Here is a 21,020-nt window from a genome sequence, read left to right on the forward strand (position 1 = left end):
CGTTCCCGGTGGTCACGGCGTCGTCCGGCCGCACGGACGGTGGGCCGCGCAACCACTCCGGGTCGGTCCAGCCGCGCGGGCCGGGGCGGCGGTGTGGCAGGGCGGCACGGACACGCCGTCGAGGCTGCTGTGACTGCACCGGACGCGGACGGCCCGCAGGAGATCTCAGGCGTCCAGGCGGGCGAGCTGCTCGGGGGTCAGCTGCAGGTCCGCGGCCGCCGCGGAGTCCTGGATGGACGACGGCCGCGAGGCCCCGGGGATCGGGACGACGACGTCGGACTGGGCCAGGTGCCAGGCCAGCGTCACCCGGTACACGGACACGCCCAGCTCCTCGGCGACCTCGGCGAAGGCCGGCGCCGACGACGACAGCGACCCGGCCGCGGACACCCCGCCGAAGGGGCTCCACGGGATGAACGCCAGCCCGTGTGCCTCGCAGTGGGCCAGCTCGTCGGCGGAGAACCGCCAGCCGGGGGAGAACTGGTTCTGCACGCCGGCCAGCGCCGGGCCGACGATCGAGCGGGCGACGTCGATCTGCGCGATGTCGGCGTTGGAGACGCCGACCATGCGCACCAGCCCGTCGTCGACCAGCTGCCGCAGCCCGCCCATCGACTCCTCCCAGGGCGTGTCCGGGTCGGGCCGGTGGAACTGGTAGAGGCCGATGGCGTCGCCACCCAGCCGGCGCAGCGAGTCCTCGCAGGCACGGCGCAGGTACGCCGGCGATCCGTCGAGCTCCCAGTCGGTGCCGCGGCGGGTGTGCCCGCCCTTGGTGGCGACCAGCACCGACGACGTGTCCCCGCCGTAGGAGGCCAGCGCCGCGGCGACCAGCTCCTCGTTGTGGCCGAACTCGGACTCGTCGGCGGCGTAGGCGTCCGCGGTGTCGATCAGGGTCACGCCGGCGTCGAGCGCGGCGTGCACGGTCGCGACGGCGTCGTCGCGGGAGGGCCGCTCGGTCTTCGTGGACAGGGGCATCGCCCCGAGCCCGATGGCACTGACGGTCTGCTCCCCGATGCGTCGCTGCTGCACGGGTGCTGTCGTGCCCCGCGGGTAGCGTCCTCACCCGTGAGTTCGCTGTTCGACGAGCCGGCGCCGGAGGCCTCCGGCGCCGACCCGGGTGCGGGGTGGGCGGGGAGACCACTCGCCGTCCGCATGCGGCCGCGGTCGCTGGACGAGGTCGTCGGCCAGTCGCACCTGCTCGGCCCCCGCGCGCCGCTGCGCCGGCTGGTCGAGGCCGACGAGCCGATGTCGCTGGTCCTCTACGGCCCGCCGGGCACCGGCAAGACGACGCTGGCGCACGTCATCTCGCTGGCCACCAAGCGGCAGTTCGTGCAGCTGTCGGCCCTCGACGCCGGGGTGAAGGAGGTCCGCGCGGTCATCGCCGGGGCCAAGCGCGAGCTGACCTACGCCGGCCGCCGCACCGTGCTCTTCATCGACGAGGTGCACCGGTTCTCCAAGACCCAGCAGGACAGCCTGCTCTCGGCGGTCGAGGACCGGATCGTCAGCCTGATCGCCGCCACCACCGAGAACCCCTTCTTCTCCGTGGTCAGCCCGCTGCTGTCGCGCAGCCTGGTGCTGGCGCTGCAGCCGCTGGCGGACGACGACGTCCGCAGGCTGCTGCACCGCGCGCTCACCAGCGACCGCGGGCTGGCCGGCGCGGTGACGCTGAGCCGCGAGGCGGAGGAGCACCTGGTCCGCATCGCCGGTGGGGACGGGCGCAAGGCCCTCACCGCGCTGGAGTCCGGCGCGGGCGCGGCGCAGGCGGCCGGGCTGGCCGAGATCGACCTCGCCACGCTGGAGACGGCGGTGGCGCAGGCCGCGGTGCGCTACGACCGCTCCGGCGACCAGCACTACGACGTCGCCAGCGCGCTGATCAAGTCCATCCGCGGCAGCGACGTCGACGCCGCGCTGCACTACCTGGCGCGCATGGTCGAGGCGGGGGAGGACCCGCGCTTCATCGCCCGCCGGCTGGTCATCTCCGCCAGCGAGGACATCGGCATGGCCGACCCGACGGCGCTGCAGACCGCCGTCGCCGCCGCCGAGGCCGTGGCCTTCATCGGCATGCCGGAGGGCCACTTCCCGCTGGCGCAGGCCGTCGTCCACCTGGCCACGGCGCCGAAGTCCAACGCCGTCACCGTGGCGATGGGCGAGTCCCTCGCCGACGTGCGTGCGGGGCTCGCCGGCCCGGTGCCGCCGGGGCTGCGCGACGCCCACTACGCGGGGGCGAAGAAGCTCGGCCACGGCGGGACCTACGTCTACCCGCACGCCCACCCCGACGGCGTGGTGCCGCAGCAGTACCCGCCGGACGCCCTGGTGGGGAGGGACTACTACCGGCCCACGAACCGGGGCGCCGAGGCGACGATCGGGGCCCGCCTGGCCAAGCTCCGCGCCATCGTCCGGCGACAGCCTCGGGAGTCATCGCGGTGAGGCGGGCGCCGACAGGGAGTGAGCCTCGCAGCGAGGCGGCCGCGCTGCAGGGGCCCGCCGCGAGCGTGCGAGCGGTGGGGGCAGCGGGGTCCTTCCACGGGACGCGGAGCCTGACCGAGGTCGTCGTCCGGCGACAGCTCCGGGAGCATCGCAGCGAGGAACGAGCGAGGAGCGGACCGGGGCGCGGAGCCTGACCGAGGTCGTCGTCCGGCGACAGCTCCGGGAGCATCGCAGCGAGGAACGAGCGAGGAGCGGACCGGGGCGCGGAGCCTGACCGAGGTCGTCGTCCGGCGCGGCCGCTGAGCCCCCGGCGGGGCACGGACGGGCGCCGGGGCCCCCGACTACTGTGGCCACGCCGGGCCGACGCCCGCCGGCGACCGGCGGGGCCCGGACACCGGAGATCGACCATCACGCCGAGGAAGAACGGCCGAGGAACCAGGAGGACCGGGTGTCCGCAGGAGAGTGGGCCGGACTGATCGCAGCGCTGGCGCTGGTGCTGCTGGTGGTGCTGCTCGCCGTCCCGATCCTCAAGCTGGGTCGCACGCTGGACGAGGCGACGCTGACCATCCGCCAGACCAGGGAGCAGAGCGGCCCGATCCTGAGCCAGGCGTCGACGACGGTGGCCCACGTCAACAGCAACCTGGAACGGGTCGACGACATCACCGGCAACGCCGCCAACGTCTCCAGCAACGTCGCCGCCCTGACCAGCGTCGTCGCCGCCACCCTCGGCAGCCCGCTGATCAAGGTGGCCGCGTTCAGCTACGGCGTCCGCAGCGCCGCGCGCAAGAAGCGCGAGGGCCAGGCCATCGCCGACGCCGCCGCCCGTGACAAGGTCGAGCGCCGCGCGCGCCGCGCCGCCCGGCGGGCCGCCTGATGCGCCGGCTGTTCTGGCTCGCCATGGGGATCACCATCGGTGCCCTCCTCGTCCGCAAGCTGTCCCGCGCCGCGGAGAGGATGACCCCGGCCGGCATCGGCGCCTCGGTGGCCGAGGGCCTGCGCGACCTGGCCGACGCCATCGGCGACTTCGGCGCCGACGTGCGCGCGGCGATGGCCGAGCGGGAGTCGGAGCTGCGGGCCGGCACCGGCCTGGACGCGCCGCTGCCCGAGGCCGGTCAGGCCGAGCTGCCCGGCCGGCACGCCACCGACCGCTGAGCCCCCTCCTCCCCGCGGGAGGCCGCAGCCCGGCCGACCGCGCCTCCCAGACCGAGTAGGACATGCAGACCGCCGAGATCCGCCGCCGTTTCCTGGAGCACTTCGCCAGTCGCGGGCACACCGTCGTCCCCAGTGCCTCGCTGGTCTCCCCGGACCCGTCCCTGCTGTTCACCGTGGCCGGCATGGTGCCGTTCATCCCGTACCTGACCGGCCGGGAGCCCGCGCCCTACCCGCGGGCGACCAGCGTGCAGAAGTGCGTGCGCACCCTCGACATCGAGGAGGTGGGCAAGACCACCCGCCACGGCACGTTCTTCCAGATGAACGGCAACTTCTCCTTCGGCGACTACTTCAAGGAGGGGGCGATCCAGCACGCCTGGGACCTCGTCACCGGTCCGGTGGGCGACGGCGGGCTCGGGTTCGACCCGGACCGGATCTGGGTCACCGTCTACCTGGACGACGACGAGGCCGCCGAGGCGTGGCACCGGATCGCGGGTCTGCCGGTCGAGCGGATCCAGCGGCTGGGCAAGAAGGACAACTACTGGCACACCGGCCAGCCCGGCCCGGGCGGCCCGTGCAGCGAGATCTACTTCGACCGGGGCCCGCAGTTCGGCCCCGACGGCGGCCCGCTGGTCGACACGGCCGGCGACCGGTTCCTGGAGATCTGGAACCTCGTCTTCATGCAGTACGAGCTCACCGACGTCCGGAGCAAGGAGGACTTCCGGATCGTCGGCGAGCTGCCGAAGAAGAACATCGACACCGGCATGGGCCTGGAGCGGGTGGCCTACCTGCTGCAGGGCGTCGACAACCTGTACGAGATCGACGAGGTCGCCCCGGTGCTGCACCGGGCCGCCGAGATCGCCGGGGTGCGCTACGGCGCCGATCACGACGACGACGTCCGGCTGCGGGTCGTGGCCGACCACGTCCGCAGCGGCCTGATGCTCATCGGGGACGGCGTCACCCCCGGCAACGAGGGCCGCGGCTACATCCTGCGCCGGCTGCTGCGCCGCGCCGTCCGCTCGATGAAGCTCCTCGGCGTCGACGAGGCCACCCTCCCCGAGCTGCTGCCGGTGTCGAGGGACGCGATGAAGGCCAGCTACCCCGAGCTCGAGGCCGACTTCGCCCGCATCTCGAGCGTCGCCTACGCCGAGGAGGAGGCGTTCCGCCGCACGCTGACCTCCGGGACGGCGCTGTTCGACACCGCCGTGCGCGAGGCGAAGACCGCGGGGACGCCGTCCCTGTCCGGGGAGCAGGCGTTCTCGCTGCACGACACCTACGGCTTCCCGATCGACGTCACCCTCGAGATGGCCGCCGAGCAGGGCGTGCGCGTCGACGAGGAGGGCTTCCGCGCGCTCATGCAGCAGCAGCGCGACCGGGCCCGCGCCGACGCCCGCGCCAAGAAGACCGGCTCGGTCGACGTCCTGGCCTACCGCCGGCTGCTGGCCGAGCACGGCCCCACCGACTGGCGGGCCTACGACACGCTGCGCACCGACTCCCGGGTGCTGGGCCTGGTCTCCGAGCTCGCCGCCGAGGAGGACGCCGCCGGCACACCGGCCGGCCCAGGCGAGATCACCCGGGTGGTGCTCGACCGCACCCCGTTCTACGCCGAGTCCGGCGGTCAGGTCGCCGACGCCGGCAGCCTGACCTGGAACGGCGGCCGCGCCGAGGTGCTCGACGTGCAGCGCCCGGTGAGGGGGCTGGTCGCCCACCAGGTGCGGGTGCTCGAGGGCGAGCTGCGTGAGGGCGCCGAGCTGACCGCCGAGGTCGACCGCGAGTGGCGGCTGTCGGCCTGCCAGGCGCACTCGGGCACCCACGTGGTGCACGCCGCGCTGCGCCAGGTGCTCGGCCCGCAGGCGCTCCAGTCGGGCTCCTACAACCGCCCCGGCTACCTGCGGCTGGACTTCGCCTGGCAGGGCGCGCTGTCCGCGCAGCAGCGGCACGACGTCGAGGACGTCGCCAACGCCGCCGTCCGCGCCGACCACCGGGTCAGCGCCAGGTACATGACGCTGCCCGAGGCCCAGGCCATCGGCGCGCTGGCGCTGTTCGGCGAGACCTACGGCGAGCAGGTGCGCGTCGTGGAGATCGGCGGGCCGTGGTCACGCGAGCTCTGCGGTGGCACGCACGTGCAGGGCAGCGCCCAGATCGGCACGCTGGCGCTGACCGGCGAGTCGTCGGTCGGCTCCGGCTCGCGCCGCGTGGAGGCCGTCGTCGGGCTGGAGGGCTTCCGCTACCTGGCCCGCGAGCGCGACCTGGTCCGCCAGCTCGGCGAGCTGCTCAAGACGCCGACCGACACCGTCCTCGAGCGGGTCAGCGGAATGCTCGCCCGGCTGCGGGACGTCGACAAGGAGCTCGCCGAGCTGCGCGCCCAGCAGACCCTGGCCGCGGCCGGGGAGCTGGCCGCCGGCGCCCGGGAGGTGGGCGGGGTGGCCGTGGTCACCGGCGCGCCGGGCGGACTGGGGGGCGGCGACCTGCGCACACTGGCTCTCGACGTCCGGGGGCGGCTGCCCGCCGACCGCCCGGCGGTGGTCTTGCTCGCGTCCGAGTCGGGGGGCAAGGTGGCTCTGGTGGCGGCGCTCAACCCGGCCGCCCAGGGGCGCGGGCTGTCGGCCAGCGACGTGCTGCGAGCGGCAGCGGCCCCCGTCGGCGGACGCGGCGGGGGCAAGCCAGACGTGGCCCAGGGGGGCGGTACCGACCCCGCGGGCATCCCAGCGGCCCTGCAGGCCGGCGAACAGGCGGTCGCGACCGCCGCAGGGAGGTGACCGGAGTGCCCAGTCAGCACCCCGACGAGACCGGTCCGGCGGGCGAGCGCCCGATGCAGGGACGGCCCGCCGTCCCCCCGTCGCGGCCGCGCGCGACCCCGCCGCGGCCGGTCCACCACGCGACCGAGCAGATCGACCTGCGCGCCGCCTTCCCCCCGGTGCGGCACGAGACCGCGCAGATCGACCTGTCCAGCGGGCTGCCCGGCGGCCTGCCGGTCCCGCCCCGCCCGAGGCGGCAGGGCCGCCGGCTGGGCATCGACGTCGGCAGCGTGCGCGTCGGCGTGGCGATCTCGGACCCCACCGGCACCCTGGCCAGCCCGCTGGAGACGGTGCAGCGGGCCCGTGACGAGTCCGACCTCGACCGCATCGCGGCGCTCGTCGTGGAACACGAGGTGACAGAGGTGATCGTGGGGGAGCCGAGGCACCTCTCGGGTGCGTCGGGCGCGTCGGCGAAGGAGGCGCGTGCCTACTCTCGGGCACTCGCCGGGCGCATCGGCTCGGTGCCCGTGCACCTCGTCGACGAGAGGCTCTCCACCGTGACCGCAGCCAGCTCCCTCCGGGCGAACGGTCTGGACAGCCGCCGCCAGCGCTCGGTGATCGACCAGGCCGCGGCCGTGGTCATCCTCCAGGCCTATCTGGACGCGCAGCGGGAGCGCTCGTGAGCGACCCGACCTCGCCGGGGCGGCGGGGTCGGCACGCCTCCCCGGACTCCCCGAGCGGCGTGCCCGCGTCCGCGTGGCTGGCCTCGATGCCGAGCCGGCCGCCCGGCGCGGACGCCGGCCGGTACGCCCGCCCCGCGCCGCGCCGCCGCCGGGCCGACGAGGACCGCACGGGGCCGATGCCCGGCCCGGTCGCGCACGCCGGCGAGCACCAGCCGCTGCGGCCCCCGCACCCCTCCGAGCCGCTGCCCGACCTGCCGCCGATGCCCGCGGGCGCCTGGTCCCGGCTCGCCCACCGTCCCGACGGCGCTGCCGACGACGCCACGGTCGGGGTGGGCGCCGTCCCCGCCGTCCCCGGCGCGGACCCCGACCACACCGAGGCGTACGCCGCCGACGCCCACGACCGGGACGACGCCGACTCCACCGGCGGCCTGGACGTGCTGGGCGCCTCCGGAGCCGAGGACGTGCGGCGCCGGCGCCGCGGCCGGCGCGCCGAGCGCGAGCACCACGAGGACGACCACCACGAGTACGACCACCACGAGTACGACCACCACGAGTACGACCACCACGAGTACGACCGCGACGCCGACGAGTACGGCGGCGGGCGCGACGGCCGCAGGCGTCGCGGGCGCAGCCCCGTGGCCGCCGTCCTCTCGCTGCTGGTCCTCGCCGGCATCGTGGGCGGCATCTTCTACGGCGGCAAGGCGCTGATCGGCCTGGTCAACCCGGGCGGGGAGGACTTCACCGGGCAGGGCGGCGGCGTCGTCGAGGTGCGTGTCTCCTCCGGCGACACGCTCAGCGACATCGCCCGCACCCTGGTGACCGAGGGCGTCATCGCCTCGCCCGGCCCGTTCGTCGACGCCGCCGAGACCGAGCCGGCCGCCACCGGGATCCAGCCGGGCGTCTACGCGCTGCGCTCGCAGATGAGCGGCGCGGCCGCACTGGACCTGCTCCTGGACCCGGCCTCGCGGATGGTCTCGCGCGTGACGATCCCCGAGGGCTTCACCGTGCAGGCGGTCCTCGACCGCTTGGCCGAGACCACCGGCACGCCGGTCGCCGAGCTCGAGGCCGCGGTCGCCGACCCGGCCGCACTGGGTCTCCCGCCGTACGCCGGCGGCCGCCTGGAGGGCTACCTCTTCCCGGCCACCTACGAGTTCGAGCCCGACGACACCCCGGTCGACGTGCTGCGCCAGATGGTCGGCGAGTTCACCGCGACCGCCGAGCGGCTGCAGCTCGAGCAGCGTGCCGCCGCGGCCGGGCGGACGCCCGCCGAGATCGTCACCGTGGCCTCGATGGTGCAGTCGGAGACACGGCTGGACGAGGAGCGGGCCGACGTCGCCCAGGTCGTCTACAACCGGCTCGGCCAGGGCATCCCGCTCGGCATCGACGCCGCCCTGGCGTACGGGCTGGGCAAGAACGGCAACGACCTGACCGTGACCGACCTGCAGACCGACAGCCCGTACAACACCCGCACCCGGGCCGGGCTGCCGCCGACGCCGATCAGCTCGCCCGGTGAGGCCAGCCTCGAGGCGGCCCTCGCGCCGAGCGCCGGGGACCTCCTCTACTACGTCCTGGAGAACGCAGAGGGCGGTCACTTCTTCACCGCCGACTACGCGGAGTTCCAGGCGGCGCGGGCACGGTGCGCCGCCGCGGGCCTCGGCTGCGGTGGCTGACGGGGCAGCTGGGGGGTCCAGGAGGGCGGCCGTCCTCGGCCGTCCGGTGGCGCACTCGCTGTCCCCGCTGCTGCACCGGGCCGCCTACGCGGCGCTGGGGTTGCACGACTGGACCTACGACGCCCTCGACGTCGGGCCTGCGGACCTGCCGGTGCTGCTGGCCGGGCTCGGCGAGGAGTGGCGCGGCTTCTCGGTGACGATGCCGTGCAAGCAGGCGGCGGCCGACGTCGCCGACGTGGTGGAGCCGCTGCCGCGCCTGCTGCACGCGGCCAACACGCTGGTGCGCACCGAGGCCGGCTGGCGGGCGGAGAACACCGACGTCCTCGGCGTCGGCACCACCCTGCAGCAGGCCGGGGTCACCTCGGTCGACCGCGCCGCCATCGTCGGGGCCGGGGGGACGGCGGCGGCCGCTGCGGTCGCGCTGGCCTCGCTGGGCGCCGTGCACGTCGACGTCGTCGTCCGCGAGCCGGGCCGCGCCGGGGACCTGCTGCGCGTGCTCGGCACCCTGGGCGTCCCGACGACGGTGGTGTCCCTGACCTCGGCCGTCGTCGACGCCGAGGTCGTGGTCAGCACCGTGCCGGTCGGCGGCCAGCCGGCGGTCGCACAGCTGCCCTGGACGGCGGGGCAGACCGTCCTCGACGTCCTCTACGACCCCTGGCCCACCCCCCTGGCCACCGCGGTCACCGAGGTCGGCGGCACCGTCGTCGGCGGCCTCGAGGTGTTGTTCTGGCAGGCCACCGCCCAGGTGGAGCTGATGACCGGCCGGCCGGCGCCGCTGGTGGCGATGCGCGGCGCGCTCGACGCCGCCGTCGGCCCCCGCTGACCGGCGTGCCCGCCGCGGACCTCCCGCTCGGCGTGGTCCTCGCGCTGGCCCTCGCCGGTGGCCTGGCGCTGGGGCCGTGGCTGGCCCGGGTGTCGGCCCGGCTGGCCCGGCGGGACGACGCGGCGACGGCGGGCCCGCTGCGCACCGCGCTCACCGTGGTCCTCGCCGCGCTGGCACTGGGCGGCGCGCTGCTGGCCGGCGGCGTGCGCCCGGGCACGGTCGCACTGGCCTGGGCCGGGGTCGCCGGCGTGGTGCTCGCCCAGGTCGACCTCGCCGCCCACCGGCTCCCGGACCGGGTGACCGTCCCGGCGTACTCCGCTGTGGTGACGGCGTTGCTGGTCGACGCCGTCGCACTCGGCACCTGGGCGGCGCTGCTGCGCGCCGCGCTGGCCGGCGCGGCCGCGTTCGCGGTGGCCGCCTGCGCCGCCGTCCTCCCCCCGCGGGGGCTCGGCTTCGGCGACGTGAAGCTGCTGGGCCTGCTCGGCCTGGTGCTCGGCTGGGTGGGCTGGGGCGCTCTGCTGGCGGGGGTGTTCCTCGGGCTGGTCACCGGCGCGACGGCGTCCCTCACCCTGATCGCCGCCGGGCGGGCCGGCTGGCGCACCGCGTTGCCGTTCGGTCCGCCGCTGCTGGTGGGTGCGGTGCTCGCCCTGGCCATGGGGAGCCCGCTGCCCCCGTCCTGAGCAGGACGGCCCCCTTCTCGGGGCCGGCCCCCAGCTCGCGAGGGGTGGGGAGGAAGGGGGTCCTGCTACTGGCACAATCGCGGACATGTTGCGCTGGCTGACCGCCGGTGAGTCGCACGGCCAGCAGCTCACCGCCATCCTCGAGGGCCTGCCCGCCGGCGTGCAGGTCGCGACGCCGGACCTGGACCTCGACCTCGCCCGCCGCCGCCTCGGCCACGGCCGCGGCGCCCGGATGTCCTTCGAGCAGGACGTCGTCTCGCTGACCGGGGGGATCCGGCACGGGCTGACCCAGGGCGGGCCGATCGCCGTCCAGGTCGGCAACACCGAGTGGCCCAAGTGGCAGACGGTCATGTCCGCCGACCCGGTCGACCCCGAGGTGCTCGCCGGTCAGGCCCGCAACGCGCCGCTCACCCGCCCGCGCCCGGGCCACGCCGACCTCGCCGGCATGCAGAAGTACGGCTTCGACGACGCGCGGCCGGTCCTGGAGCGGGCCAGCGCGCGGGAGACCGCGGCCCGGGTGGCCCTGGGCGCGATCGCGCGGGCGTTCCTGCGCCAGGCCCTCGGCGCCGAGGTGGTCAGCCACGTGGTCGGCATCGGCCCGGTCGTCGTCCCCGACGGCGTGGTGCCCGGCCCGGGCGACAACCCGCGCATCGACGAGGACCCGGTGCGCTGCGCCGACCCGGGGACCAGCGCGCTCATGGTCGCCGAGGTCGACGACGCCCGGAAGAACGGCGACACCCTCGGCGGCGTCGTCGAGGTGGTCGTGCACGGCCTGCCGCCAGGCCTGGGCAGCCACGTGCACTGGGACCGCCGGCTGGACTCCCGGCTCGCCGCCGCGCTCATGGGCGTGCAGTCGGTCAAGGCCGTCGAGGTCGGCGACGGGCTGGAGACCGCCCGCCGCCGCGGCTCGGTGGCCCACGACGAGATCGTGCTGGCCCCCGGTGAGGACGGCGAGGCCCGCGTCCAGCGGCTGTCGGACCGTGCCGGCGGCATCGAGGGCGGCATGACCAACGGCGAGGTGCTGCGGGTCCGCGCCGCGATGAAGCCGATCTCGACGGTGCCGCGGGCGCTGGCCACCGTCGACGTCGCCACCGGCGAACCCGCCGTCGCCATCAACCAGCGCAGCGACGCCTGCGCGGTGCCCCGCGGCTCCGTCGTCATGGAGGCGATGGTGGCGCTGGTGCTGGCCGACGCCGCGCTGGAGAAGTTCGGCGGCGACTCGCTGGCCGAGACCCGGCGCAACGCGCGCGCCTACCTCGACGCGCTGACGATCCGATGAGCTCCGCCGAACCCGGGACCCCCGCCCGCCCGATGACCGCGGCACGCCGCCCGCTGCTGGTCCTCGTCGGGGCCCCGTCGTCGGGCAAGACCACCGTCGGCACCGCGCTCGCCGGCCGGCTCGGGGTCGCCTTCCGCGACACCGACGCCGACGTCGAGGCCGCCACCGGCCAACGCGTCGCCGACCTGTTCGTCGACCTCGGCGAGCCGCACTTCCGGGCGCTGGAGGAGCAGGCGGTCGCCGTCGCGCTCGAGGAGCACGGCGGGGTCCTGGCCCTCGGCGGTGGCGCGGTGCTCAGCGCGGTCACCCGCGAGCGGCTGACCGGCTACACCCGCGCCGGCGGCACCGTCGTCTGGCTGGACGTCGACCTCGCCTCGGCCGCGGAGAGGGTGGGCCTGGGCCGCAGCCGCCCGGTGCTCGGCCTCAACCCGCGGGCCACCCTGCGCACCCTGCTCGCCGCGCGGGCGCCGTTGTACGCCGAGGTCGCCACCCTCACCGTGGCCACCGGCGGCCGCGGGCCCGGCGAGGTCGTCGACGAGGTGGCCGCCGCCGTCCCCGCGCAGGCGACGTCGTGAGCGGCAGCGGACCGACGACGCGGAGGCGGGTCACCGTCCCCGGCGAGCGGCCCTACGACGTGGTCATCGGGCCCGGGGCGCAGCACGAGCTGGGCAGCCTGACGATCGACGTGCTCGACGGCACCGCTCGCGCCGCGGTCGTCCACGCCCCGCCGCTGGCCGCGCTGGCCGGTGCGCTGGTGGAGACGCTGCAGACCTCCGGGGTCGGCGCCGAGGCCGTCGTCGTCCCCGACGGGGAGGCCGCCAAGACGGCGGCGGTCGCGGCCGGCGTGTGGGAGGAGCTCGGCCGGCTGGGGCTGACCCGGTCCGACGCCGTCGTCGGCGTGGGCGGGGGCGCGGTGACCGACCTCGCCGGCTTCGTGGCCGCGACCTGGACGCGCGGCGTGCGCGTCGTCCAGGTGCCGACCAGCGTGCTCGGCATGGTCGACGCCGCGCTCGGGGGCAAGACCGGCATCAACACCGGCGCGGGCAAGAACCTCGTCGGCGCCTTCCACCCGCCGGTGGCCGTGCTCGCCGACACCGACGTCCTCGCCGGGCTGCCCGTGGCGGAGTTCCGCGCGGGGATGGCCGAGGTGGTCAAGTGCGGCTTCATCGCCGACCCCCGCATCCTCGACCTGCTCGAGGCCGACCCGACGGGCCGCCGGGACACCGAGGAGCTCATAGAGCGAGCGGTGCGGGTGAAGGCCGACGCGGTGGGGGAGGACCTCTTCGACACCGGCGTGCGGGAGTTCCTCAACTACGGGCACACGCTGGCCCACGCCATCGAGCGGGTGGAGGACTTCGGCTGGCGGCACGGCGAGGCGGTCGCCGTCGGCCTGGTGTTCGCCGCCGAACTGGCCGGCCAGGCGGGGCTGCTGACCCGCGACGAGGTCGACCGGCACGCCCGGCTGGTCGCCGCGATGGGCCTGCCCACGCGTTACGCCGGGGACTGGGAGCAGATCCAGTCGGTGATGCGCGTGGACAAGAAGGCCCGCGGCGCCTCGCTGCGGTTCGTCGTCCTGGACGGCATCGGCAACCCGCGCATCCTCGCCGACCCCGACCGGGCCTGGCTCGACGCGGCGTGGGCCGCAGTATCGGAGGCACCGTGACGATCCAGGTGCTCAACGGCGCCAACCTCGGCCGCCTCGGCACGCGGGAGCCGGAGAAGTACGGGGCGACGACGTACGCCCAGCTGGTCGAGCTGGTCACCGCCGCGGCCGACGAGCTGGGCCTGGAGGTGCAGGTCCGGCAGACCGACGACGAGGGCGAGCTGCTGCGCTGGGTGCACGCCGCGGCCGACGCCGGGGACCCGGTGGTGCTCAACCCGGCCGGCTGGTCGCACACCTCGGTGGTGCTGCGCGACGCGCTGGCGATGCTGACCGCGCCGGTGGTCGAGGTGCACATCAGCAACATCCACAAGCGCGAGGAGTTCCGGCACCACTCCTACGTCTCGGGGGTCGCCGACGGGGTGATCGCCGGGCTGGGCGTGCAGGGCTACGTGCTGGCGCTGCGGTGGCTGGCCGCACAGGGGGCCGCGTGAGGCGACGGGGAGTGAGCACTCGCAGCGAGGTCACGGAGCCGGCAGGGAGTGAGCATCGCAGCGAACTCTGCGGGCGAGGAGCGGAGCGACCACGGAGGCGACCGGTGCTGTTGAGCGAGCAGCGGAGCGACCGCGGAGCCGAACGGAGGGCATGGTGAGGTACGCCGAGCGCCGGGAGCGGCTGCGCGCGACGGCGGCCGAGCGAGGGCTGGACGCCGTCCTGGTGACCGAGCTGGTCAACGTGCGTTACCTGACCGGGTTCACCGGCTCGAACGGCGCGCTGCTCCTGCGCACCGACGGCACCGACGTCTTCGGCACCGACGGCCGCTACACCACCCAGGCCGGCACCCAGGTGCCCGACGTCGAGCTGCTGGTCGACCGCGCCACCGTCTCCGCCCTGGCGCGGGAAGCGGTGCGCCCCCGGTCGGGTGGCTCGCCCGCCGGGCGGATCGGCTACGAGAGCCACCACCTGACCGTCGACGGGCTGCGGGTGCTGGAGTCGGTGCTCACCGACGCCGCCGGCGGCGGCACCGTGCCCGAGCTGACCAGCGTCCGGCGGGCGGTCGAGACGCTGCGCGCGGTCAAGGACGACGACGAGGTCGACGCGCTGCGCCGGGCCTGCGCGGTCGCCGACGCGGCGCTGGCCGAGCTGGCCGCCGAGGGGGCGCTGCGGCCCGGGCGCACCGAGCTGCAGGTCGGCCGCGAGCTCGACGCCCGGATGCTGTCGATGGGTGCCGAGGCGCCGTCCTTCGAGACCATCGTGGCCACCGGCGCGAACTCCGCCATCCCGCACCACCGGCCCGACACCACCGAGCTGCGGCCCGGTGACCTCCTCAAGCTCGACTTCGGCGCGACCGTCGACGGGTACCACTCCGACATGACCCGCACCGTGGTACTCGGCGAGGCGGCCGACTGGCAGCGCGAGGTCTACGAGCTGGTCGCCGCCGCGCAGGCCGCGGGACGGGCGGCGCTGGCCGTCGGCGCCGACGTGGTCGCCGTCGACGCCGCGGCCCGCGACGTCATCGCCGCCGCCGGGCACGCCGAGCACTTCACCCACGGCCTCGGCCACGGGGTGGGGCTGGAGATCCACGAGGCGCCGGGCATCGGGCAGCTGGGCGCGGGTAGGCTGGCCGCCGGCATGGCCGTCACCGTGGAGCCGGGGGTCTACCTGCCCGGCCACGGCGGTGTCCGGATCGAGGACACGTTGATCGTCACGGACGACGAGCCCGAGTTGTTGACCCTCACGAGCAAGGAACTGCTGGTCCTCTAGATGGCTACCACCAACGACCTCAAGAACGGCATGGTCCTCAACCTCGACGGCCAGCTCTGGGCCGTCACCGAGTTCCAGCACGTCAAGCCGGGCAAGGGCGGCGCGTTCGTCCGCACCACGCTGAAGAACGTGCTCTCGGGCAAGGTCGTCGACAGGACCTTCAACGCCGGGACCAAGGTCGACACCGCCACCGTCGACAAGCGGAGCATGACGTACCTGTACAAGGACGGCACCGACTTCGTCTTCATGGACGGCGAGACCTACGACCAGATCCACGTCCCGGCCGAGACCCTGGGCGGCGGTGCGGACTACCTGCTGGAGAACACCGAGGTCGTCGTCGCCGTCCACGAGGGGACGCCGCTCTACGTCGAGCTCCCGGTGACCCTCGAGCTGGTCGTTGAGCACACCGACCCGGGCCTGCAGGGCGACCGTTCCACCGGCGGCACCAAGCCGGCCACGCTGGAGACCGGCGCGCAGATCCAGGTGCCGCTGTTCGTCAACACCGGCGACAGGCTCAAGGTCGACACCCGCGACGGCCGGTACCTCGGCCGCGCCAACTGACGCTGCTCACGTGGCTGCCCGTACCAAGGCGCGCAAGCGCGCCGTCGACGTCCTCTACGAGGCCGACGTCCGCGGCAGCGACCCGCTGGAGCTGCTCCGCGAGCGGGTGGCGCTCGCTTCGCCGCCCATCCCGGACCACGCCGTCCGGCTGGTCGAGGGGGTGGCCGAGCACGCCGCCCGCATCGACGAGCTGATCGACCGGCACGCGCGCGGCTGGTCGATCGACCGGCTGCCCGACGTCGACCGCGCGATCCTGCGCATGGCGGTCTTCGAGCTGCTGTGGGTCGACGACGTGCCCGACCCGGTCGTCATAGACGAGGCCGTCGAGCTGGCCCGGTCGCTGTCGACCGACGACTCGCCGGCCTACGTCAACGGCGTCCTGGGCGCCGTGCTCGACGCCGAGGTCCCCACCAGCTGAGGTCGGCAGGTACCACCGCCGGAGGCGACGAGGCCCACTCCGCCCAGGCGGAGTGGGCCTCGTCGCGTCCAGGGTGGCGTCTGCCGGAGCCGCGTGGGCGGTGATGGTGATGGTGAACCGCGGGTGCGCTGACGGACTCAGCTCAGTGACGCGGTGAAGCTGACGCGGTCCTCGGTGACCGCCGTGAGGTGCAGCGTCAGAGGACCCGCCGCCACCGTCTCACCTTCGGCACCGGAGACCTCTCGATCTCCGACCCGGACGGTGGCCCGGCCGTCACGGATGTCCCGGAGTGTGAACGTCGTGCCGAGGACGTGTGCGGTGGCATGGCCTCCCAGCGTCACCGTGCACGAGTTCCCGGAGCTGGACACGACACTGACGCCGCCGACCGAACTGGACCGGCCCGGCTCACCGGGGGATCCCGGTGCACCAGGGGATCCCGGCGCACCGGCGGAACCCGCTTCACCCGCGGCACCTGCGGCACCCGCGGCACCCGCGGCCACCACTCGGTCGCCGCTCAGGGAACAGGCCGCGAGCGCCACGAACAGCAGCCCGCCGGCGAGGAGGACCACGGGTGGAGGGGTAGGCATCCGCGACTAGTACCACGGCCGCAACCGCCCCGCGACCCCCGATCGCCCAGTGCGCGCGGTCTACGTGGCCCTGGACCCGACTTACGTGGTACCCCCTCCCCTCGGTTCGGGATCCGCATCGGACGAATCAGTGACGGGCCCGGATGCCCGCGTCCTCTGCCGGCGACGAGCCTTCTCGTGCCTCCTCGGGCCAGTGGCCGGGGCGGCGGACCCGGGCGAACGGGAGGGGTGGACGGGCCTGCTCGAGCGGAGTGGCCCCGACCCTGCTGCGAAGCCCACACAGTGACGACCCTGAGGAGTTCCCCATGTTCGAAGACCAGACCGTCGAGCTGCTGCCGGCACGGACCACCATGCGTCGCGGCGGCGGCGGACGTGGCGGCAGGGGCGGAGACGCCATCGCCGTCTCGGCTGCCGTCATCTTCGTCGGCGGCGACGTCACCGACAGCACCCTGACGGCGACCTCCGGCGCCGCCACGGCCACCGGTGGCGCCGGTGGCGCCGGCGGCGACGCCTGATCCTGCCTGACCCGGCCGGATGGGTAGCGCGAGGGGCTGCCAGCTCGTCGCCCCTCCCGCTGCGGACCGCCGGCCACGCACGGAGCTGCTGCGGGGCGACCCTGGCCGGTTGCGGGGCAGCAGCTGCGCGGCTCACCGGGCCGCCCGCCGGCACCGGCTGCCGACACGGTGGCCGGTGCCGGCGGACCCGGGCGAGCGGAAGGGGCGGGCGGGTCTGCTCGAGCGGAGTGGCCCCGACCCCTGCTGCGAGATCCACACAGTGACGACCTGAGGAGTTCCCCATGTTCGAAGACCAGACCGTCGAGCTGCTGCCGGCACGGACCACCATGCGTCGCGGCGGCGGCGGACGTGGCGGCAGGGGCGGAGACGCCATCGCCGTCTCGGCTGCCGTCATCGTCGTCGGCGGCGACGTCACCGGCAGCACCCTGACTGCGGAGTCCGGCGCCGCCGAGGCCACCGGTGGCGCCGGTGGCGCCGGCGGCGACGCCTGATCCTGCCCGACCCGCCGGATCGGTGGTGGGAGGGGCCACCGCGGTGGCCCCTCCCGCTGCGGCTGCGAACCGAACAGCGAAGTTCACACACACCGACGACCCTGAGGAGTTCCCCATGTTCGAAGACCAGACCGTCGAGCTGCTGCCGGCACGGACCACCATGCGTCGCGGCGGCGGCGGACGTGGCGGCAGGGGCGGAGACGCCGCCGCCATCTCCATCGCCGTCATCGTCGTCGAGGGCGACGTCACCGACAGCACCCTGACGGCGACCTCCGGCACCGCCACGGCCGAGGGCGGCACCGGTGGCGCCGGCGGCGCCGGCTGATCCTGCCTGACCCGGCCGGATCGGTAGCGGGAGGGGCCACCGCGGTGGCCCCTCCCGCTGCACCCCCGCCACCGTCCCACGCTGCGTCCTGGCGTTTCGTGGAGCGACCCGCGAGGACGAGTGTCCGGTCGAGGACGAGTGTCCGAACGGGGAAGAGACGCCCTCGGCCCTCCGGTCAGGGCGTGCCCCCGCGGTGGGGTCGGGCGCAGGTGAGTGCAGGTCGAACCAGTCGACGGGTCTCCGGTCGACGGAGAGGACATCGTGGGAGAGCACGCAGTCCTGGCGCCGCCGCAGGCCGCGGACGCGGACCCGGGCAGCCGTGAGGGGTCGGACGACCAGCGGACGGCCCGCCGAGCCGCGGTCTACCGGCTGGCCGAGGGGACGGAGCTGCTCGGCGCGTTCCAGGACTCCGGTTACGAGGTACCGAAGTACCTGCTTTCCCGAGCCGACGGGCAGGTCATGCAGCTGCCCCGGCTCCTGTACCGGGTGGCCAGCTCCCTGGACGGCCGCAGCACGGCGGAGATCGCCACCGAGCTCAGCGCCGAACTCGACGCGGACCTCACTCCCGAGGACGTGTCCTTCCTCGTCACCGAGCGGCTGCGGCCGGTCGGCGTCATCGCCCCCGACGAGGGGGATCTCCCGGAGCCTGACGGCGGGCCCGACGGGACGAGCGGCACTGCCGGCGGAGTCCCGCCCGCACCGCCGGTCAAGTCCGACCCCCTCCTGGCACTGCGTCATCGCGTCGGAGTCGTACCCGCCGGGGTGACGAGGCGGATCGCCGGGATCTTCCAGCCACTGTTCGCCCGCCCGGTCTGGGTGGCTGCGCTGGCGACGTTCATCGGCCTGGACGTGCTGATCCTCCTCCAGGGCCGCCTCATCGGTCAGGTCGAGGCGGGCCTGCTCCAGGTGATCCACCAACCGGTGCTCGTCCTCGCGATCCTGGGCCTGAGCTACGTCGGCGGGGCCTTCCACGAGTTCGGCCACGTCACCGCCTGCCGGTACGGGGGAGCCACCCCGGGCGACATGGGCGTCGGTCTCTACCTGGTCTGGCCGGCCTACTACAGCACCGTCACCGACTCCTACCGCCTCGACCGCGTCGGACGGCTACGCACCGACCTGGGCGGCGTCTACTTCGACGCCATCGTCATCGCCGGGGTGAGCGGGCTCTACCTGACGACCGGGCAGCCCTGGCTGCTGCTGGCGCTCATCGGCATGCACGTCGAGACAGCCTCCCAGTTCTTCCCGTCCATCCGGTTCGACGGCTACTACATCCTGGCCGACGTCGTCGGAGTGCCCGACCTGTTCAGCTACGTGGGCCCCGTCCTCACCAGCCTCGTACCGGGACGCCCCACCCACCCCAAGGTCCGCGAACTCCGGCCGTGGGCACGGCGGCTGATCGTGTTGTGGGTGGCGGTCTCGGTGCCGGTCATCTTGCTAGGCCTCACGATCTTCCTCATCGCCGCGCCGGCCGTCCTCCCCGTGGTGTGGTCAGCGCTGCAGGAGTACCTGCACGACGTCGACACCGCGGTGCGGAACGGGGACGTCGTCGCCACCATCCTGGACGTCGTCCAACTGTTCTTCCTGGTGCTGCCGTGGCTCGGCTCGGCCCTCGTGGCCTGGATGTTGCTCCAGCTGGCCTACCACCTCTCCGTCCGCCGGTGGCCTCGTCTGCGGGTCCCGGCCGCCACCTCGGCCCGGATCCGCGGGACCCTGGCGCTCATCAGCGTGGGCTGCCTGGCAGCTGCGGTGGTCGCCCGGGTCGCGACCGTTTCCCGGTCGCTCCCGGCCTCGGCGGGGGAGACCCGACTGGTCGACAGTGCGCTGGCCGCCGTGGTGGGCACGTCCACCGGTCCGTCCGTCGGATCGGCCGAGCTCCTCGCCCACGAGCAGCTCGTGTGGTACGCCCGGCTGAGCGGGGCGTTCTCGCGGCACGCCTCCGTGATGGCGGCGGGGCGGGAGCTGGCCGTGGTGGCCACGGCGGTGCTCGTGGTCTGCCTGGCGACCCTGGCGCTCACCGGGCGGGTACGGCCCCGGGCCGTCATCCTGCCCCTGGCTGCCGCGGTGGTCATGGGCCCGGTGGTGACGGTCCTGGCGACGGTGGGGCCCGGCGTGCTCGGGGCGGCCTGGACCGCGATGGGTGCGCTCCTGCTCGCCGGTGTGGTCGGCCGGACGGCAGCCGGGTTCGGCGCGCTGGCGGTCGCCGTCGGCGTGCTCACCGCTCCGGCGACCGCCGTGCCCCTGGCGCTCGGGACGGTGCTCGTGCTCGCCGCCGGGCGCCCAGCCGGGAGGCACGCCCGATCCGGACCGCGGCATGCCCGGCCCGACGCCGACGCCGACGTCCGGCGCTGGCTCCTGCTCGCGCTGGTCCTGCCGGTGACGAGCCTGGCGGCCTACCTCGGGACCCGCCCTGACGACCTGCCCGTCGACGGCTCGGTCCGGATCCTGCTCGTGCTCACTGCGGCCCTGGTCGTGGTGGCCGCGATCCGGCACCGCAGCCTCCGCCCTCTCGCAGCCGTGGCCGGCGCCGCGGTGCTCCTCGCGGCGCTGCCCTGGCCCGGCGCCGGGAGCGCGCTCGCGGGGGCGGTCGGCGCCGTCGCCCTCCTGGGGTCGATGTTGATCCACACGGGGCGCGCGCAGCCGTCGGCGCAGCGGTCCCACCCCCTGATCCGCGCAGCCGTGGCTCTGCCCGTGCTGGTGCTCGTCGTCGTCGGTGGGCTCTTCCTGCCCAGCACGGCTCCGAGGCTGCCGACCGCGGAACTGGCCGCATGGATCACGGGACCGTCGTCCCAGGGTGGCACCGTGGCCGTGCCCGCCTCGCTGTGGGGTGACCTCGTCCGTGACGGCGTCCCGCCGGAGCGGCTCGTCCACGCGGGCGGAGATGCGAACTGGACCGTCGAGGCCGGCGGGCCCGCCTCGGAGGCCACGGCGGTGGCGCGCTTCGGCCGGGGGCCGGCACTCACGGTGTCGCGCTCCGCTGCAGGATCGACATCGCCGCAGGTCCCCGCGCCCGGTGGTTAGACGAGGTGCCCGGGCAGGGGAGCCGGCAGATGCGCCCGCGGTCCAGCGAGCCGGTCCCCCCGCACCCCTGCAAGCCCTCGCGCCGATTCCGTGACCGCGCCGAGACTTTCTGTAGGGACCTGCCACAGCCGAGGCCGTTTCGTCACGTCGATGCGCTCCCACACCGGCGTGACGCCACGTGATCAAGCGGTCATACATATGCTTCCGCCGGTACAGACAATCGCGTAACGGCTTCGAGCTCGGGGGAATGTTGCTGTGGCAACAGAGCGCGGAGACTCCTCAAGTCTCACGTCGGATC

The 21,020-nt window shown here is 75.0% G+C and carries 20 protein-coding genes; 19 read left to right on the plus strand and 1 reads right to left on the minus strand.

Annotated features, from left to right (window positions below):
• Positions 1 to 165: 165 nt before the first annotated feature.
• Positions 166 to 1,023: an aldo/keto reductase gene (locus ACWIX3_RS14595; RefSeq protein WP_448608072.1), complete on the minus strand. Its 858-nt coding sequence runs from the start codon at positions 1,021 to 1,023 to the stop codon at positions 166 to 168.
• A 36-nt stretch (positions 1,024 to 1,059) separates the two neighbouring features.
• Between ACWIX3_RS14595 and ACWIX3_RS14600 the strand changes: the two genes are divergently transcribed.
• The 19 genes from ACWIX3_RS14600 (at position 1,060) to ACWIX3_RS14690 (ending at position 20,722) form a co-directional block, all read left to right on the plus strand.
• The gene (locus ACWIX3_RS14600; RefSeq protein ID WP_448608073.1) at positions 1,060 to 2,421 is read left to right on the plus strand and encodes a replication-associated recombination protein A; all 1,362 of its coding nucleotides are present in this window, start codon (positions 1,060 to 1,062) and stop codon (positions 2,419 to 2,421) included.
• 448 nt (positions 2,422 to 2,869) lie between these two features.
• Positions 2,870 to 3,295 carry a DUF948 domain-containing protein gene (locus ACWIX3_RS14605; protein ID WP_448608074.1) on the plus strand — a complete coding sequence of 142 codons (426 nt, stop codon included), beginning with the start codon at positions 2,870 to 2,872 and terminating at the stop codon, positions 3,293 to 3,295.
• A complete protein-coding gene (locus ACWIX3_RS14610; protein WP_448608075.1) occupies positions 3,295 to 3,573 on the plus strand; it encodes a hypothetical protein in 279 nt (92 codons plus the stop codon). The genes ACWIX3_RS14605 and ACWIX3_RS14610 overlap by 1 nt, the downstream gene beginning before the upstream one ends.
• 62 nt (positions 3,574 to 3,635) lie before the next feature.
• Entirely contained in the window at positions 3,636 to 6,329 is a 2,694-nt protein-coding gene (gene alaS, locus ACWIX3_RS14615; protein WP_448608076.1) for an alanine--tRNA ligase, read from the plus strand.
• A gap of 5 nt (positions 6,330 to 6,334) precedes the next feature.
• Entirely contained in the window at positions 6,335 to 6,991 is a 657-nt protein-coding gene (gene ruvX, locus ACWIX3_RS14620; RefSeq protein ID WP_448608077.1) for a Holliday junction resolvase RuvX, read from the plus strand.
• A complete protein-coding gene (gene mltG, locus ACWIX3_RS14625) occupies positions 6,988 to 8,661 on the plus strand; it encodes an endolytic transglycosylase MltG (protein ID WP_448608078.1) in 1,674 nt (557 codons plus the stop codon). Before ruvX ends, mltG begins: the two co-directional genes overlap by 4 nt.
• Positions 8,654 to 9,484, plus strand: coding sequence for a shikimate dehydrogenase (locus ACWIX3_RS14630; protein ID WP_448608079.1), 831 nt, complete (start codon positions 8,654 to 8,656; stop codon positions 9,482 to 9,484). Before mltG ends, ACWIX3_RS14630 begins: the two co-directional genes overlap by 8 nt.
• A 5-nt stretch (positions 9,485 to 9,489) precedes the next feature.
• On the plus strand, positions 9,490 to 10,164 hold the full coding sequence (locus ACWIX3_RS14635; protein WP_448608080.1) for a prepilin peptidase: 675 nt from the start codon (positions 9,490 to 9,492) through the stop codon (positions 10,162 to 10,164).
• Between the two features lie 85 nt (positions 10,165 to 10,249).
• The gene (gene aroC, locus ACWIX3_RS14640) at positions 10,250 to 11,443 is read left to right on the plus strand and encodes a chorismate synthase (RefSeq protein ID WP_448608081.1); all 1,194 of its coding nucleotides are present in this window, start codon (positions 10,250 to 10,252) and stop codon (positions 11,441 to 11,443) included.
• Positions 11,440 to 12,018 carry a shikimate kinase gene (locus ACWIX3_RS14645; protein ID WP_448608082.1) on the plus strand — a complete coding sequence of 193 codons (579 nt, stop codon included), beginning with the start codon at positions 11,440 to 11,442 and terminating at the stop codon, positions 12,016 to 12,018. Before aroC ends, ACWIX3_RS14645 begins: the two co-directional genes overlap by 4 nt.
• Positions 12,015 to 13,106, plus strand: a complete 1,092-nt coding sequence (gene aroB, locus ACWIX3_RS14650; RefSeq protein WP_448608083.1) for a 3-dehydroquinate synthase — start codon at positions 12,015 to 12,017, stop codon at positions 13,104 to 13,106. Before ACWIX3_RS14645 ends, aroB begins: the two co-directional genes overlap by 4 nt.
• A complete protein-coding gene (aroQ, locus tag ACWIX3_RS14655) occupies positions 13,103 to 13,537 on the plus strand; it encodes a type II 3-dehydroquinate dehydratase (protein WP_448608084.1) in 435 nt (144 codons plus the stop codon). Before aroB ends, aroQ begins: the two co-directional genes overlap by 4 nt.
• 151 nt (positions 13,538 to 13,688) lie before the next feature.
• A complete protein-coding gene (locus ACWIX3_RS14660) occupies positions 13,689 to 14,807 on the plus strand; it encodes a M24 family metallopeptidase (protein WP_448608085.1) in 1,119 nt (372 codons plus the stop codon).
• Entirely contained in the window at positions 14,808 to 15,368 is a 561-nt protein-coding gene (efp, locus tag ACWIX3_RS14665) for an elongation factor P (RefSeq protein WP_448608086.1), read from the plus strand.
• A gap of 10 nt (positions 15,369 to 15,378) precedes the next feature.
• A complete protein-coding gene (gene nusB / locus ACWIX3_RS14670) occupies positions 15,379 to 15,786 on the plus strand; it encodes a transcription antitermination factor NusB (protein WP_448608087.1) in 408 nt (135 codons plus the stop codon).
• Between the two features lie 892 nt (positions 15,787 to 16,678).
• Positions 16,679 to 16,888 carry a hypothetical protein gene (locus ACWIX3_RS14675; RefSeq protein ID WP_448608088.1) on the plus strand — a complete coding sequence of 70 codons (210 nt, stop codon included), beginning with the start codon at positions 16,679 to 16,681 and terminating at the stop codon, positions 16,886 to 16,888.
• A gap of 281 nt (positions 16,889 to 17,169) precedes the next feature.
• Positions 17,170 to 17,379, plus strand: a complete 210-nt coding sequence (locus ACWIX3_RS14680; RefSeq protein ID WP_448608089.1) for a hypothetical protein — start codon at positions 17,170 to 17,172, stop codon at positions 17,377 to 17,379.
• 115 nt (positions 17,380 to 17,494) lie between these two features.
• Positions 17,495 to 17,704, plus strand: coding sequence for a hypothetical protein (locus ACWIX3_RS14685; RefSeq protein WP_448608090.1), 210 nt, complete (start codon positions 17,495 to 17,497; stop codon positions 17,702 to 17,704).
• A gap of 261 nt (positions 17,705 to 17,965) precedes the next feature.
• Positions 17,966 to 20,722 (plus strand): hypothetical protein, encoded by a 2,757-nt coding sequence (locus ACWIX3_RS14690; protein WP_448608091.1) that lies wholly within the window; start codon positions 17,966 to 17,968, stop codon positions 20,720 to 20,722.
• Positions 20,723 to 21,020: the final 298 nt, after the last annotated feature.

The sequence above is a fragment of the Geodermatophilus sp. URMC 60 genome (assembly GCF_053502585.1).

Bases quoted from the DNA above. Each gene is read 5' to 3' on its own strand.
- ACWIX3_RS14685 (WP_448608090.1), top strand. From the start codon at position 17,495: ATGTTCGAAGACCAGACCGTCGAGCTGCTGCCGGCACGGACCACCATG.
- efp (WP_448608086.1), top strand. From the start codon at position 14,808: ATGGCTACCACCAACGACCTCAAGAACGGCATGGTCCTCAACCTCGAC.
- ACWIX3_RS14660 (WP_448608085.1), top strand. From the start codon at position 13,689: ATGGTGAGGTACGCCGAGCGCCGGGAGCGGCTGCGCGCGACGGCGGCC.
- ACWIX3_RS14610 (WP_448608075.1), top strand. From the start codon at position 3,295: ATGCGCCGGCTGTTCTGGCTCGCCATGGGGATCACCATCGGTGCCCTC.
- aroC (WP_448608081.1), top strand. From the start codon at position 10,250: ATGTTGCGCTGGCTGACCGCCGGTGAGTCGCACGGCCAGCAGCTCACC.
- ACWIX3_RS14680 (WP_448608089.1), top strand. From the start codon at position 17,170: ATGTTCGAAGACCAGACCGTCGAGCTGCTGCCGGCACGGACCACCATG.
- ACWIX3_RS14645 (WP_448608082.1), top strand. From the start codon at position 11,440: ATGAGCTCCGCCGAACCCGGGACCCCCGCCCGCCCGATGACCGCGGCA.
- ACWIX3_RS14675 (WP_448608088.1), top strand. From the start codon at position 16,679: ATGTTCGAAGACCAGACCGTCGAGCTGCTGCCGGCACGGACCACCATG.
- alaS (WP_448608076.1), top strand. From the start codon at position 3,636: ATGCAGACCGCCGAGATCCGCCGCCGTTTCCTGGAGCACTTCGCCAGT.